The sequence below is a fragment of the Lacticaseibacillus rhamnosus genome (genome assembly GCF_900636965.1).
GTDB lineage: Bacteria > Bacillota > Bacilli > Lactobacillales > Lactobacillaceae > Lacticaseibacillus > Lacticaseibacillus rhamnosus.
This window is the reverse complement of sequence record NZ_LR134331.1, coordinates 520,967-542,966: the sequence shown is the minus strand read 5'-3', so window position 1 is coordinate 542,966 and position 22,000 is coordinate 520,967. Positions and strand designations below refer to the sequence as shown.

The following is a 22,000-nucleotide window of genomic DNA, read 5'->3' as shown; positions in this document are numbered from 1 at the left end:
TTTAGCGGTGCGGATCTGTGGGCTTAAACTCATCCTCTTGGTGGTAGAGCTTAGCCGCGGTTTCCCAGCAGATGGCGTTGATCCACGCTTTTTTCTGGGCTAAATCGACAAATGGCAACGGTGAAAAATGCGCGATGAGTGCCTGCTTAAATTGCTGCGCCGCTAAGCCGTACATTTCCGGATACGTGCTCGCATCAGACGCAAATAGTATCCGGGTATACGGCGCCAGTTCAACTGCCTCATTGAACACCCGCCGCACGCCGCTGGGACCAAGATTGTCCAACAGCGAAATATCAAAATACAAATTTGGAAAGACACTGGCGAGATAACCAGCCTCCCGCTGATACGGGTAACAATGTAATAAAACGACTTTAAGCCCTTTTTTCGCAAACGCATTTAAAAAGTCGCGCATCAACAGCGGGTTACCTAGATACATATCCGTATCCGCGTCGCCATAACCAACATGAAACTGAAGCGGCAGGTCTTGGGCGATAATTAGCGGCGCCGCGTGGTACAAGATGTAATCAATCAACGGCTTTGACGTCAGCCGGGTTTCACCAGACTGTTTCCAGGTATCAAACCCTGCTGCCGCTTCCATCAGATTAACCGGCTCAATGTGCAAGCCCACGCGGTAAGCCGCAATCGACTTAAATCCGACAAAACCACGTTCTTTAGCTTGGCGAATATCATCACGCAACGCCTGCCACCACGCAGCAAAGTTATCATGCTGCAACATCAGCGCTTCAGCATGCGTCTCCAGCCGATAAATGGCTTTAACCGGAACCCCAGTCAATTTAGCGGTTTCATCTAAATCCAAAATCGCATCATCGGGCACAAATCCAGTATCAATCAACAACTCCTGAAAATGATAATAGCTAAAAATGCGCTGATTATAGGTTGCATACCCCGGATCATTCATCGCTGCTAACGGGTGCTTGGCATCAAGGGCAAACTGCTTTGCTAAAGCCAAAAAGCCATGATAAGCAAGGCGGTTTTTGGTATCGGCTAAGGGATAATCATTATCCGCTTCAGTCGAAACCTGTGCCAATCGTTCATCCCGATCCGGCACTTTGCCATTAATCAAAAAGTGACAGTGATGGTCCAACAATGGGACTTGGTCGACAAATTCCGTTAAGTCGTCCAAAATGAAACCTCCTCAAAGAAAGTGAGCGTGATCCGGCGCGGTAGAAGTCGGAGTGTAAGCGGCCTTGGGCGTGATGACCCGGGTTTGGTCATTGCGACCAAGGTCCTTACACGCAGACTTCTGCGCCGGTGAACGCGTTATGGTGAGCGTGATCCGGTGCGGGTAAATGAAATCGTACGGATCGGCGCTGGCTTAAAATTTTCCTACAATCAATACAATTCCCGATGCAATGCGGCAATCTTTTCCAGTTCCAACTTGCCATAGTAGTGGTCATCTTCACGCTTGATTTTTGCATAAGCATCTACCAGCTGAGCGCCGAACAAATCCTGAAATAGCGGATCCGCCACAAATGCATCAACTGCCTGACCTAATGTTCGCGGCAAGCGTCGGATACCTTTTGCCGCGCGTTCCGCATCGCTAAGGCTGGCCGGATCGACATCGCAATAGTCACCAGGTTGCAGTTGGTGGGTGATGCCATCAAGTCCGGCCGCTAATAGCCCTGCAAACGCTAAGTATGGATTGGCCGTGGCGTCACTCGCTTTTAATTCAATGTTCATCGAGCTGGCTGGATCGCTCCAGGCCGTTGACGGAATTCGCACGGCGGCTTCGCGATTATCCTGACCATATGTCGCATAAGCACTACTCCAATGTCCCGGGGCGAGGCGTTGATACGAATTGACTGACGGACAGGTTAATGCCAGCAAACCTTGAATATGTTTCAAAATGCCCCCCACAAAATACTGACCGGTCTGCGACAAATGCATCGGCGCATCGTCATCAAAAAAAGCATCTTTTTGGTCTTGCCACAACGAAAAGTGAATGTGCGCTCCGGAGCCAGCCGAATCCACAAGCGGTTTTGGTGCAAAGGATGCATAGAGATCGAAATCCTTAGCCGTATTTTTGATAATCCGCTTATAAATCACTTCATTATCCGCGGCCGTTACCGGATCTTGCGGCAACATGCTCAATTCATGCTGGCCAATCCCGCCTTCCGGATAATACGCATTCGGCATAATCCCGACTTGTTGAAGCTGATTAATCGCTTTGAGAATAAAAGGATAAGCAAAGTCCATTGACTCAGTTGAAAAAGCAACCCGCGGCATCGCAGGCTCCCGATGATCCTTGTCGCCAGTAAATAACTCAAACTCGTTTTCATAGGTCATTTTCACACTGAACCCAGCATCCGCAAGCTGCTCAACAACACGCTTCAATATCGACCGCGGATCTGATGCATAAGGCGTTTTATCGAGGTTATAAATGTCACCCATTAAAGTGGCTACTTGCGGCATATATGGCAGCACATGGGCCGAAGCCGGATCGCCAACCAGCCGCAACTCCCCGATTGGCGTCATATCCTGCACCGGTAAAATCGTATCGCGCTCGCTGACATTCAAGGTTGCCTTGGTCAAGCCAATGCCATCTGCCAGTTTAGCTTTCAAACTTGCTAGTGGAATCACCTTTCCTCGTGTCAGGCCGTTATAATCCACATACAGAAACTCGATCAGCTCGGTTTGCTTTTCTGTCAATTGCTCAATCACAGCTTCTTCATTCATTGCTAACCTCAGCCCCTTTTCATCATGCTTGCCGTCTTAAACAACACCCGTTACGTAACATCACTCGGCTTCAATCTTACATGATTATTGGTGAAATGAAAGAATTTCTGAAAATTGCCTTTCGAATCTCCTCTAAACATCTTGTTAAGAAACTGGCATTACTCTTAACGACACTGCTCAACTTAGACACATCTCCCCTTGCATCCTACAGCAAAAGTAAATCTCTATAAGAAAGTTGGTTTGTTTATATATACTACATATGATATATTTGATGTATATAAAGCCAACTCGAAAGGAGAGCCTCTTATGGGTGTTGCGAGCGGCCTCAATGCGTTATTACAGGAACATCACACTTTTGTTAGCGGCACAGCCAAGCGTTTTGGTGTCTCCTCCTCTACGCTTAATCAAGCCGTCAAAAATGGAAAAATCTTGCGAGAGGCGCGCGGCGTTTATGTTGAGAACGGGTACACATGGGATGACTTTGAAGTTTTATCGCAGCGCTATACAAAAGGCGTCTTTGCTCTTGATACAGCCTTGTTTCTGCATGGATTAACCGATCAACTGCCTGACCGATTCATCATGGCTTTTCCACATGGTTACAGTAATCCCCGTTTAGCTGAGCATGGTATTGTGCCGATTTACTATGTCCCCGACCGTTATTTTCCAGGTATCACATCAGTCCAAACGCCCAACATGGGACTAGTGCCGGCTTATTCGGTGGAACGAACCTTACTTGAATTCTGGGAACGATCAGATGTTGCCCCATACTCGCGCAAAGAAGCAATTAACAATTACATGTACGAATATGGCAATAACGTCAATTCCTATAAGCGGCTTAAAAAACTTAAAGAGCAACTATATCCGCAGAGCGACATCTTTAAATTACTGGAGGTACTAGCCTAATGCCGCCGTATGCTAATCTATCTCCCCAAATGATTGCTAATCGCATTAACAAATCAGCAGATTCTCTTGGAGTGCCGCGTCAGGACCTACAGCTGCTCTTTCGACTGCAGGAACTTTTGCGCCAGATTTCTGAATCAAAGTACAGAAGTGATTTTGTCTTTAAAGGGGGCTTTGAGATTATGACATTAATCGGCGCCCCCTTACGAACAACAACTGATCTCGACGTAACTTTAAATCATTACAGCTTAAACGCTGACGAACTCAAAAAAATCTTTTTTGACATCTTTGAGCACGCGGAAGGACCAATTCATTTTGAAATCACGCAAGTAAAGTCAGAAATGAATGAAAATAAATATCCCGGATTCCGCTTGGGTGTCATTGGAACAATGGGAAAAACACGATCAAAACTGAATATTGATATTTCAACAGGTGACGTGATTTACCCTAATCCAATAAAGTTTGTGCATACTAACTTTATTGACGCGCATGACAAAATTACAATAAACGCCTTTCCTCAAGAACAAATCATGGCTGATAAATTGATAACGATCTACCAAAAGGGTCCCAACAATACCAGAGCCAAAGACTTCTATGACATTTGGGCTCTCAGTACACTAATATCAATCGACTTAGACCATCAACAGTTGATCAAAGCCTTTCACGAAACAGCTAAAGCAAAAAAGATCGGTAATCTCACGTTAAGTCAGGGAGAAGCCATACTCGAAGAACTCAAAACAGCACCTGGAATGGCACTATCTTGGAAAAGCTATCAGCAAACAAAGAAATTTGCGCAAGATATCCGCTTTACTCGCGTGTTAGACAGTGCAAGGAAACAACTTACCCAAATTTTTAGCGCGCCGCAAACCGAGAAATAGAAAATCTAAAAAGCCGCCATCCAAACTGGAGACGGCTTTTTAGATTCAATTTTCACCATGATGCGTGTGCTAGCTGGCCAGCTGATTTACTTGCGATGAGCAGCGATTCGATCCAGAAAGTCCTGAAAGACAACTAACTGCTGCGGATCTTCCTGTTGCCACATGTTTTCCGGATGCCATTGAACGCCGAGGAAGAGATCGGTATCTGTGGATTCCATGCCTTCAATCACGCCATCCGGTGCAACCGCCGTCACTTTCAATCCCTTACCCACCGCTTTAACAGCTTGGTGATGGCGCGAGTTAACTTTAATCGTTGACTGCCCGTAAAGCTTGGCCAATTTGCTGCCAGCGGTCAATTCGACATGGTGGGTCGCAAATTGCCCCAGTGTGGCTTGTGGGTGTTGGATTTTCAACTCCGGATACTGACTCTCAAGATCCTGATACAACGTTCCACCCATCGCCACGTTCATAATCTGAATCCCGCGGCAAATGCCGAAAATCGGCTTGTCCGCAGCCAACGCCGCCTTAATCAAGGCAATTTCAAAACGATCTTTCTGGTACAGCGTCATCCCAATCTTCGGATGTGGCTCTTCCCCGTAAAACGTTGGGTCCACATCCGGTCCACCTGGCAACATCAGGCCGTCAATCAGCTGCACATAATCTTGTGCCAGCTGGTCAACCTTGCTGACATCATCCGGAAAAGCGATGATCAACGGTATCGCGCCTAATTTAATGAAAGCTTCTTTGACATCATGTGGTGCATAAGCCGGATGATTGTTCGGCATGATAGGATTAATTTCAATGAGTTCATCGGTGGGAATACCAATCTTAAATTTCACGCGAGGTCCCTTCGCTTTCTTCTTATTTTCATTTTCAAAAGTATACCCCGTTATTTTTGACGCGACAATATTCAAGTCTCTGCCTGCATCTTAATTTCGAATGGTCAAGCGGTTTTAGTCGTAGCCACAATTAACATCATCGGTCGCCGCAGCTCATCAGCCATACCGGGAATATCCCGCACCATCGCGGCAGTGGGCGTCGGTTCAATCACACGATCCAAGCGTAAGTGATGATCAAGCAGCGTATTCAAATAGGTCGTCAACGTCCGGTGGTATTTTTGAATGCGGTGGTCCAAAAACTCGGTTTCACGCTGACCTTCCGCAAAATATCGATCTACCGGCCAATAAAGGTTATGCCCGCGATCATCTTTGATCCATGTCTCGTCACCTTGAGCCGTAAAAACCGGATGTTCCACTGACATGATAAACTGGCCGTCCACGGGTAATTTGGCACTGATTTTTTGAACCAGACCTGCATAATCAGCAATGTAATGAATGGCCAGTGAACTTAAGATGACATCAAAAGATCCTGGCAATTGATCAATGGCCTGCATATCCATTTGTTGATAAACGATGGGTTGATCGTGGGTCATCGTCGCGGCTTCGGCCAGCATTTTGGCGGAAGTATCAATTCCTAGCACCGTTTTGGCCCCATGCTCAGCGGCGTATCGACAGTGCCACCCATAGCCACACCCCAGATCGAGTACCCGTTTACCGGTAAAGTCCGGCAGCACCGTTTTCAACTCGTGCCACTCGCCAGCGCCGGCTAAACCTTTTTTCGAGCGATCCATTTGACTATAAGCCTTGAAAAAATCCGGATCATCATAAATAGCTGTCATGTTTTGCCTCCATCGTTGTCTGCTTATTGCCATCATCGCAGTCCTGTCGCGGTGACGCAACCGCGCGGCTAGAAAACTGCCCGTCAAAAATTTGATTCGGGTTACATTCCAATGATATTTTAGTTTGAAAATCATGACGATGCATGCTACCGTTGGCTCAATACTTATCAATAGGAGGCAGCCATGCAAATTACTGCGATTACCGCTCATCCCCGGCCGATTAAACTCAAAACCCCGTTCAAACTTGCCTTAGGAGAATTGAGTGCGATCACGACTCTCATCATTAAAATTGAAACGGATACTGGCATGACCGGCTTTGGCGAGGCATCACCATATGCACCGGTCAATGGCGAAACGAATGAAACCGAGCAAGCTGCTTTACCAACATTTGCCGCAGCACTAGTGGGCACTGATCCGCGCAATCTCGAACAAGTCCATGCGCGCATGGATGCGGTGATGGCCGGTCACACTGCCTTAAAGTGCGGGATTGACGTTGCCTGCAGCGATATTTTGGGAAAATCGGCTGGCATGCCGCTTTGGCAATTGTTCGGTGGCGACTGCAACACCATTACCACCGATATCACGATTCCCATCGGCTCAGCTGAAGAAATGGCAGCAACAGCCCAACAATATGTACACGCCGGATTCACCGCCTTAAAGTTAAAGGCAGGTAACGATGAACTTGCCGATATCGCGGCTATCAAAGCGGTCAGTGCAGCAGTCGGTCCTAACGTTTCCATTAAGGTCGATGCCAACCAAGCTTGGACCGCCGCCCAAACCCGCCGCATCATGGCTCAATTGCAACTTCCCAACCTCATCGCCCTCGAACAACCATTACCGGATTGGCAACTCATGGAAGCCCCAGCACTTCGCCAAGAACTCGCGGTGCCGTTGATGCTTGATGAAAGTGTTCACAACGCACATGATGCCAGTGCCGCGGTTAAACTCGGTGCAACTGACCTGATCAATATTAAATTAGCCAAATCAGGCGGTTTTGCAGGCGCCAACGCTATCAATGCCATCGCCGCAGCAGCCGGGATTGGGTGTATGGTCGGCTGCAACGCCGAAACCCGCCTAGGAACCGCCGCCTCCGCCCACTTTATCGCAGCCCACGCCAATGTTCGTTACGGCGATGTCGATAGCTTCATGCTGCTAGAAGAAACCGATTGGCTCACTGGCGGGTTTGAAGCAGACGGAGAAACCTTAACCTTGTCTGATCGGCCGGGATTAGGTGTTGAAGTTCATTTATAGAAGAAGTGTGAATTTTAGCCAAACATATAAGGAGAATTTTACGTGCATAATCTTCAAGGTTATCAACTAATTAATAAAAAGTATCAACTAAATGGTGCCACTGTTTTGGTCGACGCTCACCGTATGCTGTCATACTGGCAAAACGGTATGGCTGACTTTGCCAAGCATCAGCCGTTTACGCTCAACACCACTAGCGGCTTAGGCTCACTGAGCAAACAGTTCACGGCCAACAGTATCTTATTACTAAATGCCGCGGGAAAACTGAATATCGATGCACCGCTGTCGGACTACTTGCCTGAATATCGTTTCGCCAAACAAATCACCTTGCGTCAGATGCTACATATGGCGAGTGGGATTCCGGATTATACGGAGCTACTGCTGGCCGACTATGCAAAAAAAATGCCCGATGCGAGCGAATCGCATTTAAGTTACCCCATCCTAGAAGATCTCAACGGCAATGACGCCCTTCAGCAGATTATCGAATTGCTCAATCAGCATCCCCTCGACTTTGCGCCGGATGCAAAAGGTGCCTATTCCAATAGTAACTACTACCTTCTGGGACATATTATTAGGCAGGTTGCGAATATGCCATTGCGTGACTTTCTCAACCAACACTTCTTTGAGCCATTGGCGATGACGAAGACTCAACTGGGCACGCAACATGCTGATGCCAATAGTTACGATGATTTGGACTTTACTAACGGCAAACCAGTCGCCCTTGGCCGCGGCCACTACCAAGGTGGAGATGGCGCGGTGGTGAGTTCACTCGCAGACTTGGCCATCTGGGCGCGGGCCGTTTTACAGCGCCGCATTTTGCCGGAATCCGCGTGGGATGAGGCACTGACGCTGACCCACGACTTTTACGGCATGGGTTGGATGAAATCCCGAACACAGCACTGGTTAAGTCACAATGGTCATATTTTCGGTTACTGGGCGTTTTTTGATGTTTCATTTGAAAAGCAATTAGCACAGATTACGCTGACCAACATGTCGCCTGGTGTTGAGACACTCAAAAAATGGCAAGAGGAGATGGCCAACTGGCGCACATCGTTATAGTTTAAAGGCAATAATTTACGCCAAGATAGCAAGCTGATATTAGTTTATTTATTAATTAAAGGTGTAATATTTAGTATAAAGAGTAAAATAAATCAATAAACATCGGCATCCCCATCTGCTTTAAAAGTAAAATGCATTGCATCCAACTTGCCTTAGAATTATAATGTAAGCGTATTCTATTGAAAAGCAGGAGGATCGCCTCATGAAAGTTCAACCCGAAGAAGTCATCGCCAGTATGGAACAACTGAGCGTAAAGCTGAGCCACAACCATCCGAGTTCCGAGACGGCGAGATACGTTGCCAAAAGTTTAAAAGAGCTGAAAAACAGCCACGGAACTGCCTTCACCGGCGCGCTCCAATCTTTTTTCAATTTTGCGCCTTCCGTTAAGTTGAGTGATCGCTTTTCGTTTACTGTTGAAGAAAAAGCGCTCTGGGATAAAGTCTTCTCGTTTAAACAGCTCGGCAATAATCTTTGGCCGCTAAGTTTATAGGCTTTGATACGCAATTGTGATGTTGGAAGCTGCGGCGTGTTAATACCGTTAACAAATAACTCATGCACAAGCTAGCAAAATCCGGCAGACTAAGTTCAGCTGCCGGATTCCCGTTATTTGCTCGTCAACCACTCCAAACAAAAACAGGCACGGCTTAAGTCACTGTCCAATTTAAGCCATGCCTGTTTTCATTGTTGCACTCCCATAAATTTTAGAAGAATTGCCGCATAATATCTTTCAATGGCGGCATGGAAGGAATCTTCCAATAATTTTCAAGATACTGGGAGCCATACTTCATGTAGCCTTTCGCTTCTTCACCAACAATCTTTCCTGGTAGTGGCGCGTCGTCTTGAACATAGGTATTGATCAAAACCGGCTTGTCTGTTTCTTGATAGGCTTTGGTGAGTGCCTCTTTAAATTCAGCATTACTGTGTGCGGTATAGCCAACGCCACCAGCGGCCTCGGCAATTTTGGCGTAATCCATGTCGGCCAAATCAATTTCATAATTCAACTGACCGGCGCTTTGTTGTTCGTATTCAATGAAGGCAAGCTTTTGATTATTCAAAACCACCATGATGATTGGCAGCTTATACTTGACCGCCGTGACAAAATCCTGCATGACCATGGCAAAAGCACCGTCACCGGCCACGCTGATATTTTGCCGCTTTGGAAATGCCTCGGCACCTGCAATCGCTCCGGGTAGCCCACAGCCCATCGTCCCTAACCACGCAGAAATCGTATACTTCTGCGTTGGCTGGACATTCAGAAAACGGGCACCCCAAGACGTTGACGTGCCGACATCAATCGAGTAAACCGCATCTTTAGGCGCCGTTTGGTCAATTGTCGCAAAGACGGCTTCCGGTGAGGCAGGGTTCGTATCCAGTAGCCGTTTTTCGGCCATCCATTTGTCCCAACTCTCCATATTCTTCCGGCATGCTTTCAAGAAGCGATCATCATCACGCAAAGCTCCTTTGGCATTCAGTTCGGTTAAAAAGGCACCGACATCGCCGTCCACGGCAACATCAACCGAATACCGCTTGCCTAAGTTCTCCGGCTGCGTATCAATCTGGACACACTTAGCCTGCCCTGCATCTGGCAAATAGGGGGTGTATGGATAATTGGTCCCGATCATAAACAACAGGTCTGTTGCCTTCATGGCTTCATACGCAGGCTTCGTCCCGAGCTTGCCGACATTACCGAGGCTATTCGGATGATCGTCTGCCACCGTTCCTTTCGCCGGCATGGTCTGAATAAACGGGATATGGTTCGCTTCAACAAATTTTTGAACGGCTTCACCGGCATTTTCCGCCCCACGGCCAATCAAGGCTAAAGGTTTCTGGGACTTTTGCAAAAGCGAAGCCACATCATCCAACTGCTTAGGATCCACTTCCGGTACATTCAAGGCAAACGCCGCTGCACTGTCGCGGTAACTGGTGGTTTCCTTTTGATCAGGCAAGTCGTCTGGAATCGTCAACACCGCAACGCCTTTTTCCGTGAACGCGGTGCGAATGGCCGTGTCAACGATCTGGCCTAAATTATCTGATGCCATGACAGTTTTGTTGTAAACCGCCACGTCATCGAATAGCTTAGGCGTGTTGACTTCCTGGAAAAAGCCTTCATTTAAGTTACTGGTTGTGACTTGCCCTAATAATGCCAGTACAGGAACATGATCCATTTTGGCATCATACAGGCCATTCAATAGATGAATCGCGCCGGGCCCGCCGATTGACAAGCAAACACCGAGGCCACCTGTCAGCTTAGCCGTTGATGCAGCAGCCAGTGCGGCGACTTCTTCATGACGTACCTGAACGAACTTGATCTTATCTTGTTGGCGCCGTAAAGCATCCACGGTGGTGTCAATGGAGTCACCAGGCAAGCCAAACACATGCTTAACCTGCCAATCCATCAAGACGCTGACTAACTGATCCGCTGCTTTTGTTGCCATATCAAGATCTCCTTTGGTTAATTTATTCGTGTGAACAACTCAATTGTTATCAATCTGTTACTACCTTTACCTTAGTGCTTTGATTTCCAGGGTCAATCGTTCTAAGCAAGGTCTTATTTGTGGGGACACCAAAAGCTTGTGAAAAGCTCTTTTTATTCAGTTATTTTTTGAAGATTCTACCATCACAACCCACTAAAGAAAGCGATTTATGCGTCGGTCATTTTAAATCAGCTTGTGAAATCCACTACGTTACCCCGCAGCTCATCTAATATAAAATGAGAAAAATCTCATTTCAACCTGTAACAATCGCTAATCACCGTCATTGTCATGACCTTTTTCATTGTTGGCTAGTTGGCTTGAGTAAGCAGATTCTAACCTCTGAAAATGCCGAGTCAATCAATGGCGTTTTTTCTGAAACTACGGTAAATTTAATGGAGCCTTGGTAACGGTGGGTTATCAACGTGACCGTTTTCTTTCAAACCGGTCAGTAAAACCGTCACGTTCTCATCATTTTCTCGCCCTTTTCTTTTGTCATTTATGGTAGAATACAACAGTTGTGAATTGTATATTTCGTAGGAGGATATCTACATGCCATTAGTTAACGCTGCAGAGCTTGTAAAAGCTGCACATAAAGGTCACTACTGTATCGGTGCCTTCAACACCAACAACTTGGAATGGACTCGTGCCATTCTCGCCGGCGCTCAAGAATTGAACGTTCCGGTTATCATCCAGACTTCCATGGGTGCTGCTAAGTACATGGGTGGCTATGAATTTTGCCAAACCATGATCGAAGCTGCCGTTAAAGCCATGGACATCACAGTTCCTGTTGTGATTCACTTGGACCACGGTAACTATGAAGCAGCCAAGGAAGCTATTGCTGCTGGCTACAACTCAGTTATGTTTGACGGCCACGACCTCGACTTTGAAGATAACTTGGAAAAGACCAAGGAAATCGTTAAGCTGGCCCACGCCAAGGGCATTTCCGTTGAAGCTGAAGTTGGTTCCATCGGCGGTGAAGAAGACGGTGTTGTCGGCGAAGGTGAATTAGCTGATGTTGAAGAAGCCAAGACTTTGGCAGCTACCGGGATCGACTTCCTGGCAGCTGGCATTGGTAACATCCACGGCCAATATCCAGACAACTGGAAAGGTCTGCACTTCGACCGCTTACAAGAATTGAACGACGCTGTTAAGATGCCGCTCGTTCTCCACGGTGGTTCCGGTATCCCTCAAGAACAAGTTCAAAAGGCGATCACCATGGGCATTTCCAAGTTGAACATCAACACCGAATGCCAACTTGCCTTTGCTAAGGCAACACGTGAATACATCGAAGCTGGTAAGGATCAACAAGGCAAGGGCTTTGACCCTCGTAAGATGCTCAAGCCAGGCACCGATGCGATCACCGATACCTTCAAGGAAATCACCGGCTGGATTGGCAACAAGCCAGTTAAGATGGTTCCTGAAGCACTTTAATTTTTTAATCAAAGACTATTTAGTGCCTGGTGATTTAGGCTGCGGTTTCTGGCCGAATTTCAGTCACTTTATAGTTGATTTGATAATGCAGGCCACCCTGTTCGACCACAATAGAAATTGGTACAGAAAAAAGCTTAAGGAGGAGGTCGATATTTGCCAATGCAATCGCGCTATCCACCGTTACCACCAAGGACTCAGCCGTTCTGGTGTTCACTAAGTCAAGCCCAAGTGAACCTTTCAAGAAGGCAAACTTGCGCTCAATGGCACCGCGACGGTTTTCCGCACTGACATCGGCTTTGCGCTGTTTCGGATCCACATGTTTGGGCTTTCGACCCAGCTTTGGCCCATTAAGTTTAATGCCTAGCTTCTTACACAGATTGATGTTATCTCGCGTGCGATAGAGAGTATCGACCAGCACCTCATCCGGATATTCACCCACTAGGTCAAAAGCATGGTCAAGCGTTACTTCAAGATCAGTGCTTTCGTTAAATGAATTGAAGTCGAAACGCTCTACATCAATCACGCCATCCAACATGGAACAGTCAATCTTGGCGCCAAACTCAACGGACTGCTTTGCCTTACCTCGCACGATTGGCCGGATATACGGCTGTTGAAGGCTAACGATGCGATTCTCGACATGGTGAGTGTGGTTCTCAAACATGAAGAGCTGCTGCTCATAGACTTGTTTAATCACTTCCAGACGCTGTGCTTGCCAATCAGTGAGCTGACCGCCTTGCGCAAGCAGTTCCGCCACATATCGCAGATCTCTTCGGATGTATTGTAGCTGAGCCTGAAGCTGTTTGCGGCGTTCCTTGTTTTGACGCCGCGGTTTCCTCGAAAAAGCGGTCCACTTACCTTTTGCTTCACGTCTGTACGTCCGCGGAATTTCCACACCTAACCCGTGGGCCAGATCTGTGACCATTTGTTCGAGATTCAAACGACTCTGGTTAAGCAGCGTTGTATCTTGGGGATACTTGATCTTGACCGGAACGGCAGTCGCATCACTAATCAAAACATGTGTCCCCTCAGGTAGATCGGCCTCCAACCGCTCGCGCGTGAAGTCATTAGTAATGTTGCGGATCAAATCTGAGATGGCTGAAAGCCGTTGGCGAAAGTGCACCAACGTTGTGTGTTCAAATGGCTTCTTAGCGCGATATTCGGGTAATCCGATGAAGTACTGATAGGCTGGTGTATCACGGATATCGTCGACAACTTGGCGGTCGGTCAGGCCTTTCTTCAACTGGATCAACGTTGCGCCATAAAGCAATCGAAATGGCTTCGCTGCTCGGCCGGTTTTTGAAGGGAACTGTAATTGGTATGCCTCTTCAAGTTTGGCCCATGGGATCAATTCTGCATATTGAACCCACTCGTTGTCCGGGCTGAGCGGTGTTCCCAGAGCGCTTCCAAAGGATTCAAGTGATAGTTGCGTTGCTTTTTGACGATAAACCATGATCAATTCCTCCGATAGGTCAGCGATAAGTGCAAGGGTAAATCCCAAAGCATAGGCATTTCGGGCAAATAAGGCTTACACTTATTATACACTTAACTATTGTCAAAGCCTATCATGAAAGTACTTTTATAGTTTTTCACCATCCACTATTTAAAGAACCCACTCGCTGAAAATTGCGAGTGGGTTCTTTTCGTCTCTCGTTACTTGAGCTGTTAAGGATGAGTGCTGCCGCTGTGACTGAATTTAGGATGACGTACGCTTAGTCCTCTATCTCATCCCATGCTAGGTCTTCATCAGTCACAGCATCTCTGAATCCTTGCCAATCAGCGGCAGCGGCAAATAAATCAGATCGCAGCGGTGTCAGCACAAATGTATCCTTAACTTTAGAAATCTTATATTTTCTGCCAACTTCAGCTTGTAATGCTCGTGGAAAAATGACGCCAACCGAATCTCCAATCTTACAAATTGTCGTTTCCATTGATCAGACCTCTTTTTGGTTTTAAATCAGTATAAATGGGTTGTTGTATTTTAATCAAATACGCTGCTATATAAAATGTGGAAGAATGTCTCTTTGACACCAATAAAGGTTCTATATATTTCCTTTCTTGATTGACATTCAGCATTTCATTTAGTCCCGTCAACAGCGATATTCCCACTCTGAAATAATTCATCATGACAGTGACCGCCTCTTGAACTTTTAGGGTATAGCCTACCCCTGTACTTTTGATTTCGCATAATCGATCAGGTTATCAACTGCATTTTCATCGCGCCGCATCCTAGCACCGCATTGGTAGCAAATGTAATCGTCATGTCCAGTGTGGTATTTGGCATTACCGTGCAAAGTAAGTTTCTCTTCACCAGTTTTGATGTAACCACATTTTGAACACCGTTGCGTACTCGGAAACATTGGATCGGCAAGAATTAAAGTACTGCCGTTCCAATCCGCTTTGTATTGCATCATGATTTTGAATTTACCAAACATTGAACGATGCAGGTTTTTAGCAAGACGACGATTCATGCGCATGTGCTGATTATCCAAGTCTTCTATCCCAATTAGATCGTTATCTACAATTAGCTTGGTTGTAAATTTGTTTAACAAATCCATTTGTATCCGTTCAACGCGTTGATAGTTTCGCTTCAACTTGGTTCTCGTTGCGCGATAGGTCGCTGAATTAAAGCGCTTTGGATTTGTGGTTCGTTTACGGGCAAGCTGTTTTTGGTAGTGCGTGATACGAGCGTAAAGTGCTGCTAGCGAAGCAGGTATTGTCGGCTGAATGGCATAACCGGAGGCAGTTCGGTAGTCGAACTTGCCCACATTGACATCAACGCCAGTAACCCGTCGAATGGGTCTTTTTTCAGCTAGGACTGCAGCTTCAATAGACAACGATGCATAGTAGCCATCTGCGTCTTGAACGATGCAAACTTGCTTGATGTCACCCCGCCATCGTGGCAGTTCAGCCAGTTTAATGTCATACCAGAGTTTGGTACCACGTGGCTGATCCAAACGAAGCTTGCCATTGACTATCTGAGCACGATCCGTTTTAAAAGTTTTACGTGATCGCTTTTTCGACTTCCACCTAGGCTTGTCATGATTGGGCATTTTAGGATTGAAATAGTTTGCCCACGCCTTACTTAAATCATTCACGGCAAGCTGTAAGACTCGCGCTGATCGTTCAAACTGCCAATCTGCCTTATTCGCCACCAGTTCATCACGAACTTTTCGCTCATTAGGCCGTATTGACTTATCTATCATGACTAAAGAAGCATCATACATGTCATTCCAGATTTCCAGCGCTTGATTCCAGACGAAACGGCGATAATCAAACAATTTATCTAGTTCTTTGCGCATCGTTGAATTGGGATATAGTTTGATCTTATGCGTTTTAATCAAAAGTGTTCACCTCCTTTCAAGTTAACTAAGGGACTTACTTCAAAGACGGATCGTCTTCAAGTTTCTTCTTGTATTTACGTAAGCCATATAATCGGCAAGAAAACACGTGAATAATACTAATCAGGTCTTCAGTTAGTTCTTCTTGAGGCGAAAGATCAGGGTTATTCAACACCACGATTTGGGTGTCGAACTTTTGCGCTAGGCGTTCAAACCAGTCGTAGCCGAAACGAACAAAACGATCTTTATAAGTCACGAAAATAGTTTCAACATGACCAGCCATCACATCATCTAACAAGGCATTCCATTTTTTGCGTTTGTAGTTTAGGCCACTCCCAATATCCGTTATCACTTCATCAAGAATAATGCCCTTACCATTAGCATATCGACGCAAAAAATCAATTTGATTAGCTAGATCATCTTTTTGCCCGACATTTGATACTCGAGCATAAGCCACCTGAAGACGTTTCTTTGGTTGATCATTATGACTGATATAAGCCAAATATTGATCCTCAGTGTAATAGCGTCGATTTGTCGGCGTTCGATGAGCTTTAAACTTACCGGAATTATCCCATTTTTGCAGAGTTTTGACGGTCACACCAAGTCGCTTAGCCATTTCGTTTGGTTTGAACATACGAGCACCTTCCACTTGATTATTATGCTCGTATTATACCCTTATATTCTATATTGTTCCATGTTTATAGGTACTGTTGATCACCTCCCCGTTTAAAAGCTGTGAAATCATGGTTACGTCAATCCAAAATCTAAATCCCCAGTTATTGGCCAAGCTGCTGATAAACAAAGCAACCTGTTTCGTGATCGTTAACCAACCCCGCCGCTTGCATAAACGAGTACACAACCACAGGACCGGTAAACGCAAAGCCATCCTTCTTCATCTGCTTGCTCATCTGTTTGGCCAAATCGGTTGTATTCGGTACCTGTTCATGCCGCTCAATATGATGTTGAATGGGTTGGTTACTGACAAAATTCCAAACATAATGGTCAAAATCCGTACCATTGGCCACTAACTGCGCAACGGCATTGGCATTTTTGATCATCGCCGTCACTTTCATTCGATTCCGAATAATTTGATCATTTTTCAAAAGCGCAGGAATTTGTGGCGTCATTTGTGCAACTTGTTGATAATCGAAATCAGCAAACGCCGCCTTAAATGCTGCCCGCTTGTTTAATACGGTCTGCCAGCTCAATCCTGCTTGCATGATTTCAAGTGACAACAGCTCAAACAAGTGGCGATTGTCATGGCTCGGACGTCCCCATTCGGTATCATGATATTGGCGCATTAAATCATTGGTGGTATCCGCCCACGCGCATCTTTGTTTATTAGCTGGCAATTGACATTCCCCTTCCAAGATACAAACATATGTTCTGCCTTTTAATTATACAGTCTCTGTCAGGTTAAAACAACGCCAACTTGTCAACGCGTGATTTGCAAAACAATGATGTCAAAACCGAGGTTGACGAATCATTTTCCAATGCAAGTTAAGTTATCTACTTGTCTGTAACTGCTTAAAGTACCCCTGCTGTGCATATAACAGCATTGCCAACACCGCGACCACTGCCGTAAACGTTGCAATTCCGGAAAAACCGGCAAACTGCTTGATTAAAACGCCACCGATGACGCCGCCAATTGCTTCGCCTAAATACATCACTGCATTGGCCAACGCCGAGATCGTGCTGCGAGCTGTACCGGCATGCTCCTGTAACGTGCTCATAAACAGCGGCAACAAAGCCCCGCCAATAGTATAAATGAGCGCAAGAATAATCGTGGCCGCAAGTGGTGAGTTGGCAAACGGTAGCACCACATAACCGATGATGAACAAGATAAATTCAAGTAAAAAGGCGTGAGGTTGACCTAACCATGTCACAAGCCGACTGCCAAGAAGGCTGCCTACAAACTGACCTACGCCGATTAACAGAATAAAGCTGCCAATCGCGCCAACGGATAAGTTGAAACTTTTAGCAAACCACGTACCGATAAACGCAAAGCCGCAGAAATTGGCCGTTTGGAACAATAAGTACGCCGCTAACAACTTCATAACCGGGTGATTACCGACTAGCTGCCGATAAATACTCTCGGATGCCGGTGCAGCCTTTGCATCGTTCAAACTAGGCATTAGACGCATAACCAAAAGCGTCAGGATCAACGCAATGGCTCCGACGAAAAAGAACGGGAAACGCCAAGACCAAACTGCTAAGTAACTGCCTAAAGGAACGCCGACGATTTGCGCCACTGCCAAGCCAGCGGTCGCATAGCCCATCACTTTGACCACTTGCTGACGCGGGAATAAAACAGGGATCGCAGCCCAAATCTGTGGACCGGCAGTCGCAGCGGCAATTCCGGCAACAAAGCGCGTGATCAACATCCACGCAAAAGTATTCGCTAATCCACAACTCGCAGTCGCCACGGTGAAAACGACTAACCCACCAACCAGGATCTTTTTACGATCATGGCGATCCGAAATCGGGCCGATCAACAGCGCTGACAGCATGTATCCAATGGCATAAGCGCTGACAATAAACCCGGAAAGGCTGGTCGTAATGCCATAATAATGTGTCAGTGTCGGTAACAGCGGTGAAACCAGGAAAGTGTCCGTCCCGATCACAAACATGACTAAGAAGAAAAGTAAGGATAGTTGACGATGTTTCATGCAAAAAGCCCCCGGTTCATTTTATAGTTTTAAAAATATCAAACAATTACTGCTAAAAAATAAGCATTGGTTTGCTTATTTTTAAAGCCTTTCCAGTAATCCCGGAAACGCTGCTTCAATTTTTTCTCGATTCAACGTGACAAACTTTTGCCGTCCCTGCGTTCGTGTGGTGATCATGCCGATTTCTCGAAGTGTTCGCAAATGATATGACATCGTTGATTTGTCAATCTCCACGTGTTCGTTCAACTCGTTGCAACCCATCTCGTGGCCCACGTGGTAAAGCATGCGGACAATTTTATATCGACCGGGATCAGACAGCGCAAAGAACAACCGTTGTTTAAAATTCTCGGTAATGACTGATTGTTTGATATCCATACAACAGTTATCGCATAATTTTGGTTCTAAAACAAGGGGGGTATCTTCAAGACTGCTAGCAGGTTAGTAAACGCAAAATAATTGTGAACATCACAGTTCATCCTTTTCTTGAGAAGTAATACTTAACCGATGACATTTCTGTGTGCGACCGTTCTAGCATTTCGTTGTACCTTTCCTCAAGCAACAAAATAGCTCTAGTAATTCTCACATACGAATTGCTAGAGCTACCTTATATCTTGTTTTCAAAAGTTACGCGCAAAAGACCACAAAATGACCAATTGGAAGAAAGCAAATGAATAATTATAGGCGATTGCCCACTGACTTCTTTCACTTGCAATGATATAGCCAGCAATGTTGCCAACAACAACTAAACCAATAATTATCCAAATTAGTTCCTTTGTTCTCCGATCCGCCTTACCCTTAGAAGTTATCACTATCCAGATAATGACAACTGCGGTGAACACAATCTGAATAAAATCCCAGACAGCCATTTGTGGTCATCTCCTTCACACGCTAGTCATGCCAAACGCCGATGCCCCAACAAGAATAAGCCCGATTAATGTGCTCTTCATTTTTATTCTCTCCTGTCTGCAATAGGCCAAAATATATGGCTTACTTAGAATGAAACCAGCCGGACATTCTACAACAGCATTTATGAAGACGCGTTCAAGTTCATCTTGCCGCGCTTAATTTACACCCATACCGTTTCCGAGGTCAACAATTTATACCCGCATTTTGTTGTCGAATATGAAGTCTCTATATGTCTTGTATATTAGGTCATTCTGTAAGTACTCCCGACCAATGTTAGCCCATCCTTTAAAAGTAATACCAATACAATATCTCGCAACTAGATCTCGTAAATCTACAACCCTTTATTTTGTTGATTTTATGCGCATCTGCTAAATTGTTTCATCTAGATCATGACGTTCCAGCTCCTTGCCTTCGTTTAAAGACATCGCATTTTTGAAATCAACAATGTATGTGGTTAAATGAAGTTATAGTTGAATTTGGCATTAAGTGACGTACATTCTCAGCTGAAGGAGTTGATGAACATGACCAAAAAATCCCGCATCAGCGTTAGGATTGATACCAAAACTAAAGAACGAGCGCTCCATGTTCTTAATAGCATGGGATTAGATATTTCCTCGGCTATTAACATGTACCTGAAACGGATTGGTGACACCGGTGCATTGCCATTTACACCTCCAATGTCATTTGTTGATCAGCTTCAAGTTGCAGAAGCTGATGTTAAAGCGGGGCGAATAAAAAGCTTCAAGACTGTCGATGCTTTGATGAAGGATTTATACAGTGATGTTGACGATTAACTGCATGCATATTGACAGGCAACAACTTTGCAGCGTCAAGGTCATGTAAAATTAGCTTCTCTACATGACCATGCTTTAAAGGGTGCTCACAGCGGCGAACGAGCATTGCGTGTTGCTCCTGATTGGCTTCTCGTTTATAAAGTCGATGCTGAAGCGTTAATTTTAATGCTTCTTGCAACAGGCACACACCGCGATACATTGAACATTGAGTAAGATCAAACTCGTTAAACATTTAAACTTTACGAGACAATCCAAACAGCCATCCGCAACTCACTTTCAGTTCGAAGATGGCTGTTTTTGTTTTAACATACGCAAAACCAATCTGTACTTTCATTGTGTCTGCTCAACCATCACTCAAGAGCCAAAAATGTAAATCCCCGCCACACTTGGTATACTGTTCTTAGATTTAATCTCGCTAAGAAAGGAGGCTGTCATCATGGTGCAGTCCAGACCACATCGCAAGCCAAGTCACTCACCGCGTCAAGCTCGCCGGCAGCTAAATCATTTGCTGCGTGATCCGATTATCAAGCCGCGCAACGCCGCCGAGGTTCGCACCCGACTCAACGAACTGATGGCGGTTCTCCAGCATCGTACCCCAACCGCTAAACAGCCGGCCACCGTTAATCAGGTCTCTCCTCGTGGCGATGTCAGCTTTGATCTAGCCCGCTGGTTCCCGGAAGGTGGCCGTCTGCGTTATATGTTGCGCCCGCGTAGTGCCATTTTACCAGTCAAGTTTAAGCTCAAAGACTTTGGCAATCATCGCAAAAGCCTCGCCTTGCAATTAGCCGCTGCTGTGTCCGCAGCGGCTAAGCGTCTAGATCGGTTAGACCGTCAGCGCCAGTTGTTTGCTTTCATGCGGCCTTTTCGCGATTGGGTTCATCTACTCGCCTTGGGGTTAACCAACTGGGCAGAAAATGGACAGGTGGCATTCGCTCTGCCCGATATAAACGGGGTGTATGTCACTACCGCTCCGGCTTCTGATGCGGCTATCTGGCTCGCACGGTTATTTGATATTACCCTTGGCACCGCGGATCAATCGCTGGTCTCACTACAACATCAGCGGCAAGTTCAAGCAGATCAACTGATGGCCCGGCTCGCCGCAAAATTTGCCCGCGAAGAGATGCCGCTAGTTCAAGCAGCCCAGCGCCGCGCAGCTAAGTCATTGCAGCTTAACCCCACTTTAGTAACCGAGCTTGCCTCAGATCAGCCAGCATTGACAACCCACCGCGATGTCATTGACCGCCTTGCTCACGGTGATTATGTCGTCATCGACACCGAATTCGTCGCCGATCGCAATCAGCTTGACTTAACCGAAATCAGTTTGTTGCGCATCCGCCAGCATCAGATTGATCAGACATTCGATATTTTCACGCAACTGCCAGCCGGCCATCACGTCATGCCATTCTCGGTTAAAATCACCGGCATTACCGACGACTTATTGGAAAAATACGGCCAACCTCTGCCACTTGTTAAAACTGCGCTGCAACAGCTGCTCCAGCATGAATTAGTTGTCGGGTTCGCTTTAAGCAACGATCTCCGCGCCATTGAATCCGGCCTAGCCATCAAAGTTGCCCCTCTACAAGCGTTTGATGCTGCGGTGCTGGCGCGTAAAACGTTCGGTATCGGCAAAAAACACACCCCGTCACTGCAACATTACAAAGAGGCACTCGGAATCGACCTGCCCTCCCACACCGCGCTCAGTGATGCCAAAACCACGATGGCGCTGCTGGAACACCTCATCTGGCAAGGCCACCCGCTCATCACTCGTGATATCGGTTTTTCTCAACGCCCACCGGAACACGCTAATAACCCGGAACCGGATCAAAAACCGGATTCATACAACAAAGATTAACACTACAAATACTTCCAGCAAAAAATCTACACACGAGGACGACTATTGGTGCAGTCTCATCAGCTGTTCGAAAACA

22 protein-coding genes are annotated in these 22,000 nt (G+C 46.2%); 9 read left to right on the top strand and 13 right to left on the bottom strand.

The window, feature by feature from the left end; genetic code table 11:
* Position 1 precedes the first annotated feature (1 nt).
* Positions 2 to 1,144: an amidohydrolase family protein gene (locus EL173_RS02705; protein ID WP_015764252.1), complete on the bottom strand. Its 1,143-nt coding sequence runs from the start codon at positions 1,142 to 1,144 to the stop codon at positions 2 to 4.
* Between the two features lie 209 nt (positions 1,145 to 1,353).
* The gene (locus tag EL173_RS02695) at positions 1,354 to 2,697 is read right to left on the bottom strand and encodes a glutamine synthetase family protein (protein WP_005691662.1); all 1,344 of its coding nucleotides are present in this window, start codon (positions 2,695 to 2,697) and stop codon (positions 1,354 to 1,356) included.
* A gap of 306 nt (positions 2,698 to 3,003) precedes the next feature.
* Here EL173_RS02695 and EL173_RS02690 point away from each other — a divergent pair, with 306 nt between their 5' ends.
* Positions 3,004 to 3,600 (top strand): type IV toxin-antitoxin system AbiEi family antitoxin domain-containing protein, encoded by a 597-nt coding sequence (locus tag EL173_RS02690; protein WP_014571136.1) that lies wholly within the window; start codon positions 3,004 to 3,006, stop codon positions 3,598 to 3,600.
* Entirely contained in the window at positions 3,600 to 4,475 is an 876-nt protein-coding gene (locus EL173_RS02685; protein WP_005691657.1) for a nucleotidyl transferase AbiEii/AbiGii toxin family protein, read from the top strand. Before EL173_RS02690 ends, EL173_RS02685 begins: the two co-directional genes overlap by 1 nt.
* Positions 4,476 to 4,561: 86 nt before the next feature.
* Here the strand turns inward: EL173_RS02685 and EL173_RS02680 are convergent, their stop codons facing one another.
* Both EL173_RS02680 and EL173_RS02675 read right to left on the bottom strand, forming a co-directional pair.
* Positions 4,562 to 5,314 (bottom strand): gamma-glutamyl-gamma-aminobutyrate hydrolase family protein, encoded by a 753-nt coding sequence (locus EL173_RS02680; RefSeq protein ID WP_014571135.1) that lies wholly within the window; start codon positions 5,312 to 5,314, stop codon positions 4,562 to 4,564.
* Between the two features lie 104 nt (positions 5,315 to 5,418).
* A complete protein-coding gene (locus tag EL173_RS02675) occupies positions 5,419 to 6,153 on the bottom strand; it encodes a class I SAM-dependent methyltransferase (RefSeq protein ID WP_014571134.1) in 735 nt (244 codons plus the stop codon).
* Between the two features lie 183 nt (positions 6,154 to 6,336).
* Here EL173_RS02675 and EL173_RS02670 point away from each other — a divergent pair, with 183 nt between their 5' ends.
* The 3 genes from EL173_RS02670 (at position 6,337) to EL173_RS02660 (ending at position 8,950) form a co-directional block, all read left to right on the top strand.
* Positions 6,337 to 7,404: a mandelate racemase/muconate lactonizing enzyme family protein gene (locus EL173_RS02670; RefSeq protein WP_005691652.1), complete on the top strand. Its 1,068-nt coding sequence runs from the start codon at positions 6,337 to 6,339 to the stop codon at positions 7,402 to 7,404.
* Between the two features lie 42 nt (positions 7,405 to 7,446).
* Entirely contained in the window at positions 7,447 to 8,460 is a 1,014-nt protein-coding gene (locus EL173_RS02665) for a serine hydrolase domain-containing protein (protein ID WP_005691650.1), read from the top strand.
* Positions 8,461 to 8,662: 202 nt separating this feature from the next.
* A complete protein-coding gene (locus EL173_RS02660) occupies positions 8,663 to 8,950 on the top strand; it encodes a hypothetical protein (protein ID WP_005691648.1) in 288 nt (95 codons plus the stop codon).
* Positions 8,951 to 9,161: 211 nt separating this feature from the next.
* Here the strand turns inward: EL173_RS02660 and EL173_RS02655 are convergent, their stop codons facing one another.
* Positions 9,162 to 10,895 (bottom strand): pyruvate oxidase, encoded by a 1,734-nt coding sequence (locus EL173_RS02655; RefSeq protein WP_005691647.1) that lies wholly within the window; start codon positions 10,893 to 10,895, stop codon positions 9,162 to 9,164.
* A 588-nt stretch (positions 10,896 to 11,483) separates the two neighbouring features.
* Between EL173_RS02655 and fba the strand changes: the two genes are divergently transcribed.
* Positions 11,484 to 12,365: a class II fructose-1,6-bisphosphate aldolase gene (gene fba / locus EL173_RS02650; RefSeq protein ID WP_005684263.1), complete on the top strand. Its 882-nt coding sequence runs from the start codon at positions 11,484 to 11,486 to the stop codon at positions 12,363 to 12,365.
* A 34-nt stretch (positions 12,366 to 12,399) separates the two neighbouring features.
* On the opposite strand, the gene EL173_RS02645 is transcribed toward fba, so the two are convergent.
* The 8 genes from EL173_RS02645 to EL173_RS02605 form a co-directional block, all read right to left on the bottom strand.
* The gene (locus EL173_RS02645; RefSeq protein WP_019728464.1) at positions 12,400 to 13,815 is read right to left on the bottom strand and encodes an IS5-like element ISLrh2 family transposase; all 1,416 of its coding nucleotides are present in this window, start codon (positions 13,813 to 13,815) and stop codon (positions 12,400 to 12,402) included.
* Positions 13,816 to 14,074: 259 nt separating this feature from the next.
* Positions 14,075 to 14,293, bottom strand: a complete 219-nt coding sequence (locus EL173_RS02640; RefSeq protein ID WP_005691646.1) for an AbrB/MazE/SpoVT family DNA-binding domain-containing protein — start codon at positions 14,291 to 14,293, stop codon at positions 14,075 to 14,077.
* 231 nt (positions 14,294 to 14,524) lie between these two features.
* Positions 14,525 to 15,706 (bottom strand): RNA-guided endonuclease InsQ/TnpB family protein, encoded by a 1,182-nt coding sequence (locus EL173_RS02630; RefSeq protein ID WP_014571132.1) that lies wholly within the window; start codon positions 15,704 to 15,706, stop codon positions 14,525 to 14,527.
* 34 nt (positions 15,707 to 15,740) lie between these two features.
* Positions 15,741 to 16,337 carry an IS607 family transposase gene (locus tag EL173_RS02625; RefSeq protein ID WP_005691643.1) on the bottom strand — a complete coding sequence of 199 codons (597 nt, stop codon included), beginning with the start codon at positions 16,335 to 16,337 and terminating at the stop codon, positions 15,741 to 15,743.
* A gap of 142 nt (positions 16,338 to 16,479) precedes the next feature.
* Entirely contained in the window at positions 16,480 to 17,055 is a 576-nt protein-coding gene (locus EL173_RS02620) for a DNA-3-methyladenine glycosylase I (RefSeq protein WP_014571131.1), read from the bottom strand.
* Between the two features lie 153 nt (positions 17,056 to 17,208).
* A complete protein-coding gene (locus tag EL173_RS02615) occupies positions 17,209 to 18,372 on the bottom strand; it encodes an MFS transporter (protein WP_005691640.1) in 1,164 nt (387 codons plus the stop codon).
* An 81-nt stretch (positions 18,373 to 18,453) separates the two neighbouring features.
* Complete coding sequence (locus EL173_RS02610) at positions 18,454 to 18,747, bottom strand: ArsR/SmtB family transcription factor (RefSeq protein WP_005684269.1); 294 nt, start codon at positions 18,745 to 18,747, stop codon at positions 18,454 to 18,456.
* Positions 18,748 to 18,989: 242 nt separating this feature from the next.
* Positions 18,990 to 19,238 (bottom strand): hypothetical protein, encoded by a 249-nt coding sequence (locus EL173_RS02605; protein ID WP_005691639.1) that lies wholly within the window; start codon positions 19,236 to 19,238, stop codon positions 18,990 to 18,992.
* Positions 19,239 to 19,799: 561 nt separating this feature from the next.
* On the opposite strand from EL173_RS02605, the gene EL173_RS02600 reads away from it, so the two are divergent.
* The 3 genes from EL173_RS02600 to EL173_RS02590 all read left to right on the top strand — a co-directional run bounded on the left by EL173_RS02600 (position 19,800) and on the right by EL173_RS02590 (position 21,924).
* The gene (locus EL173_RS02600) at positions 19,800 to 20,072 is read left to right on the top strand and encodes a type II toxin-antitoxin system RelB/DinJ family antitoxin (protein WP_014571130.1); all 273 of its coding nucleotides are present in this window, start codon (positions 19,800 to 19,802) and stop codon (positions 20,070 to 20,072) included.
* Between the two features lie 27 nt (positions 20,073 to 20,099).
* Positions 20,100 to 20,285, top strand: coding sequence for a type II toxin-antitoxin system mRNA interferase toxin, RelE/StbE family (locus tag EL173_RS02595; protein WP_005691636.1), 186 nt, complete (start codon positions 20,100 to 20,102; stop codon positions 20,283 to 20,285).
* Positions 20,286 to 20,508: 223 nt separating this feature from the next.
* Positions 20,509 to 21,924, top strand: a complete 1,416-nt coding sequence (locus EL173_RS02590) for a 3'-5' exonuclease (RefSeq protein ID WP_005691634.1) — start codon at positions 20,509 to 20,511, stop codon at positions 21,922 to 21,924.
* The last annotated feature ends 76 nt before the right edge of the window (positions 21,925 to 22,000 follow it).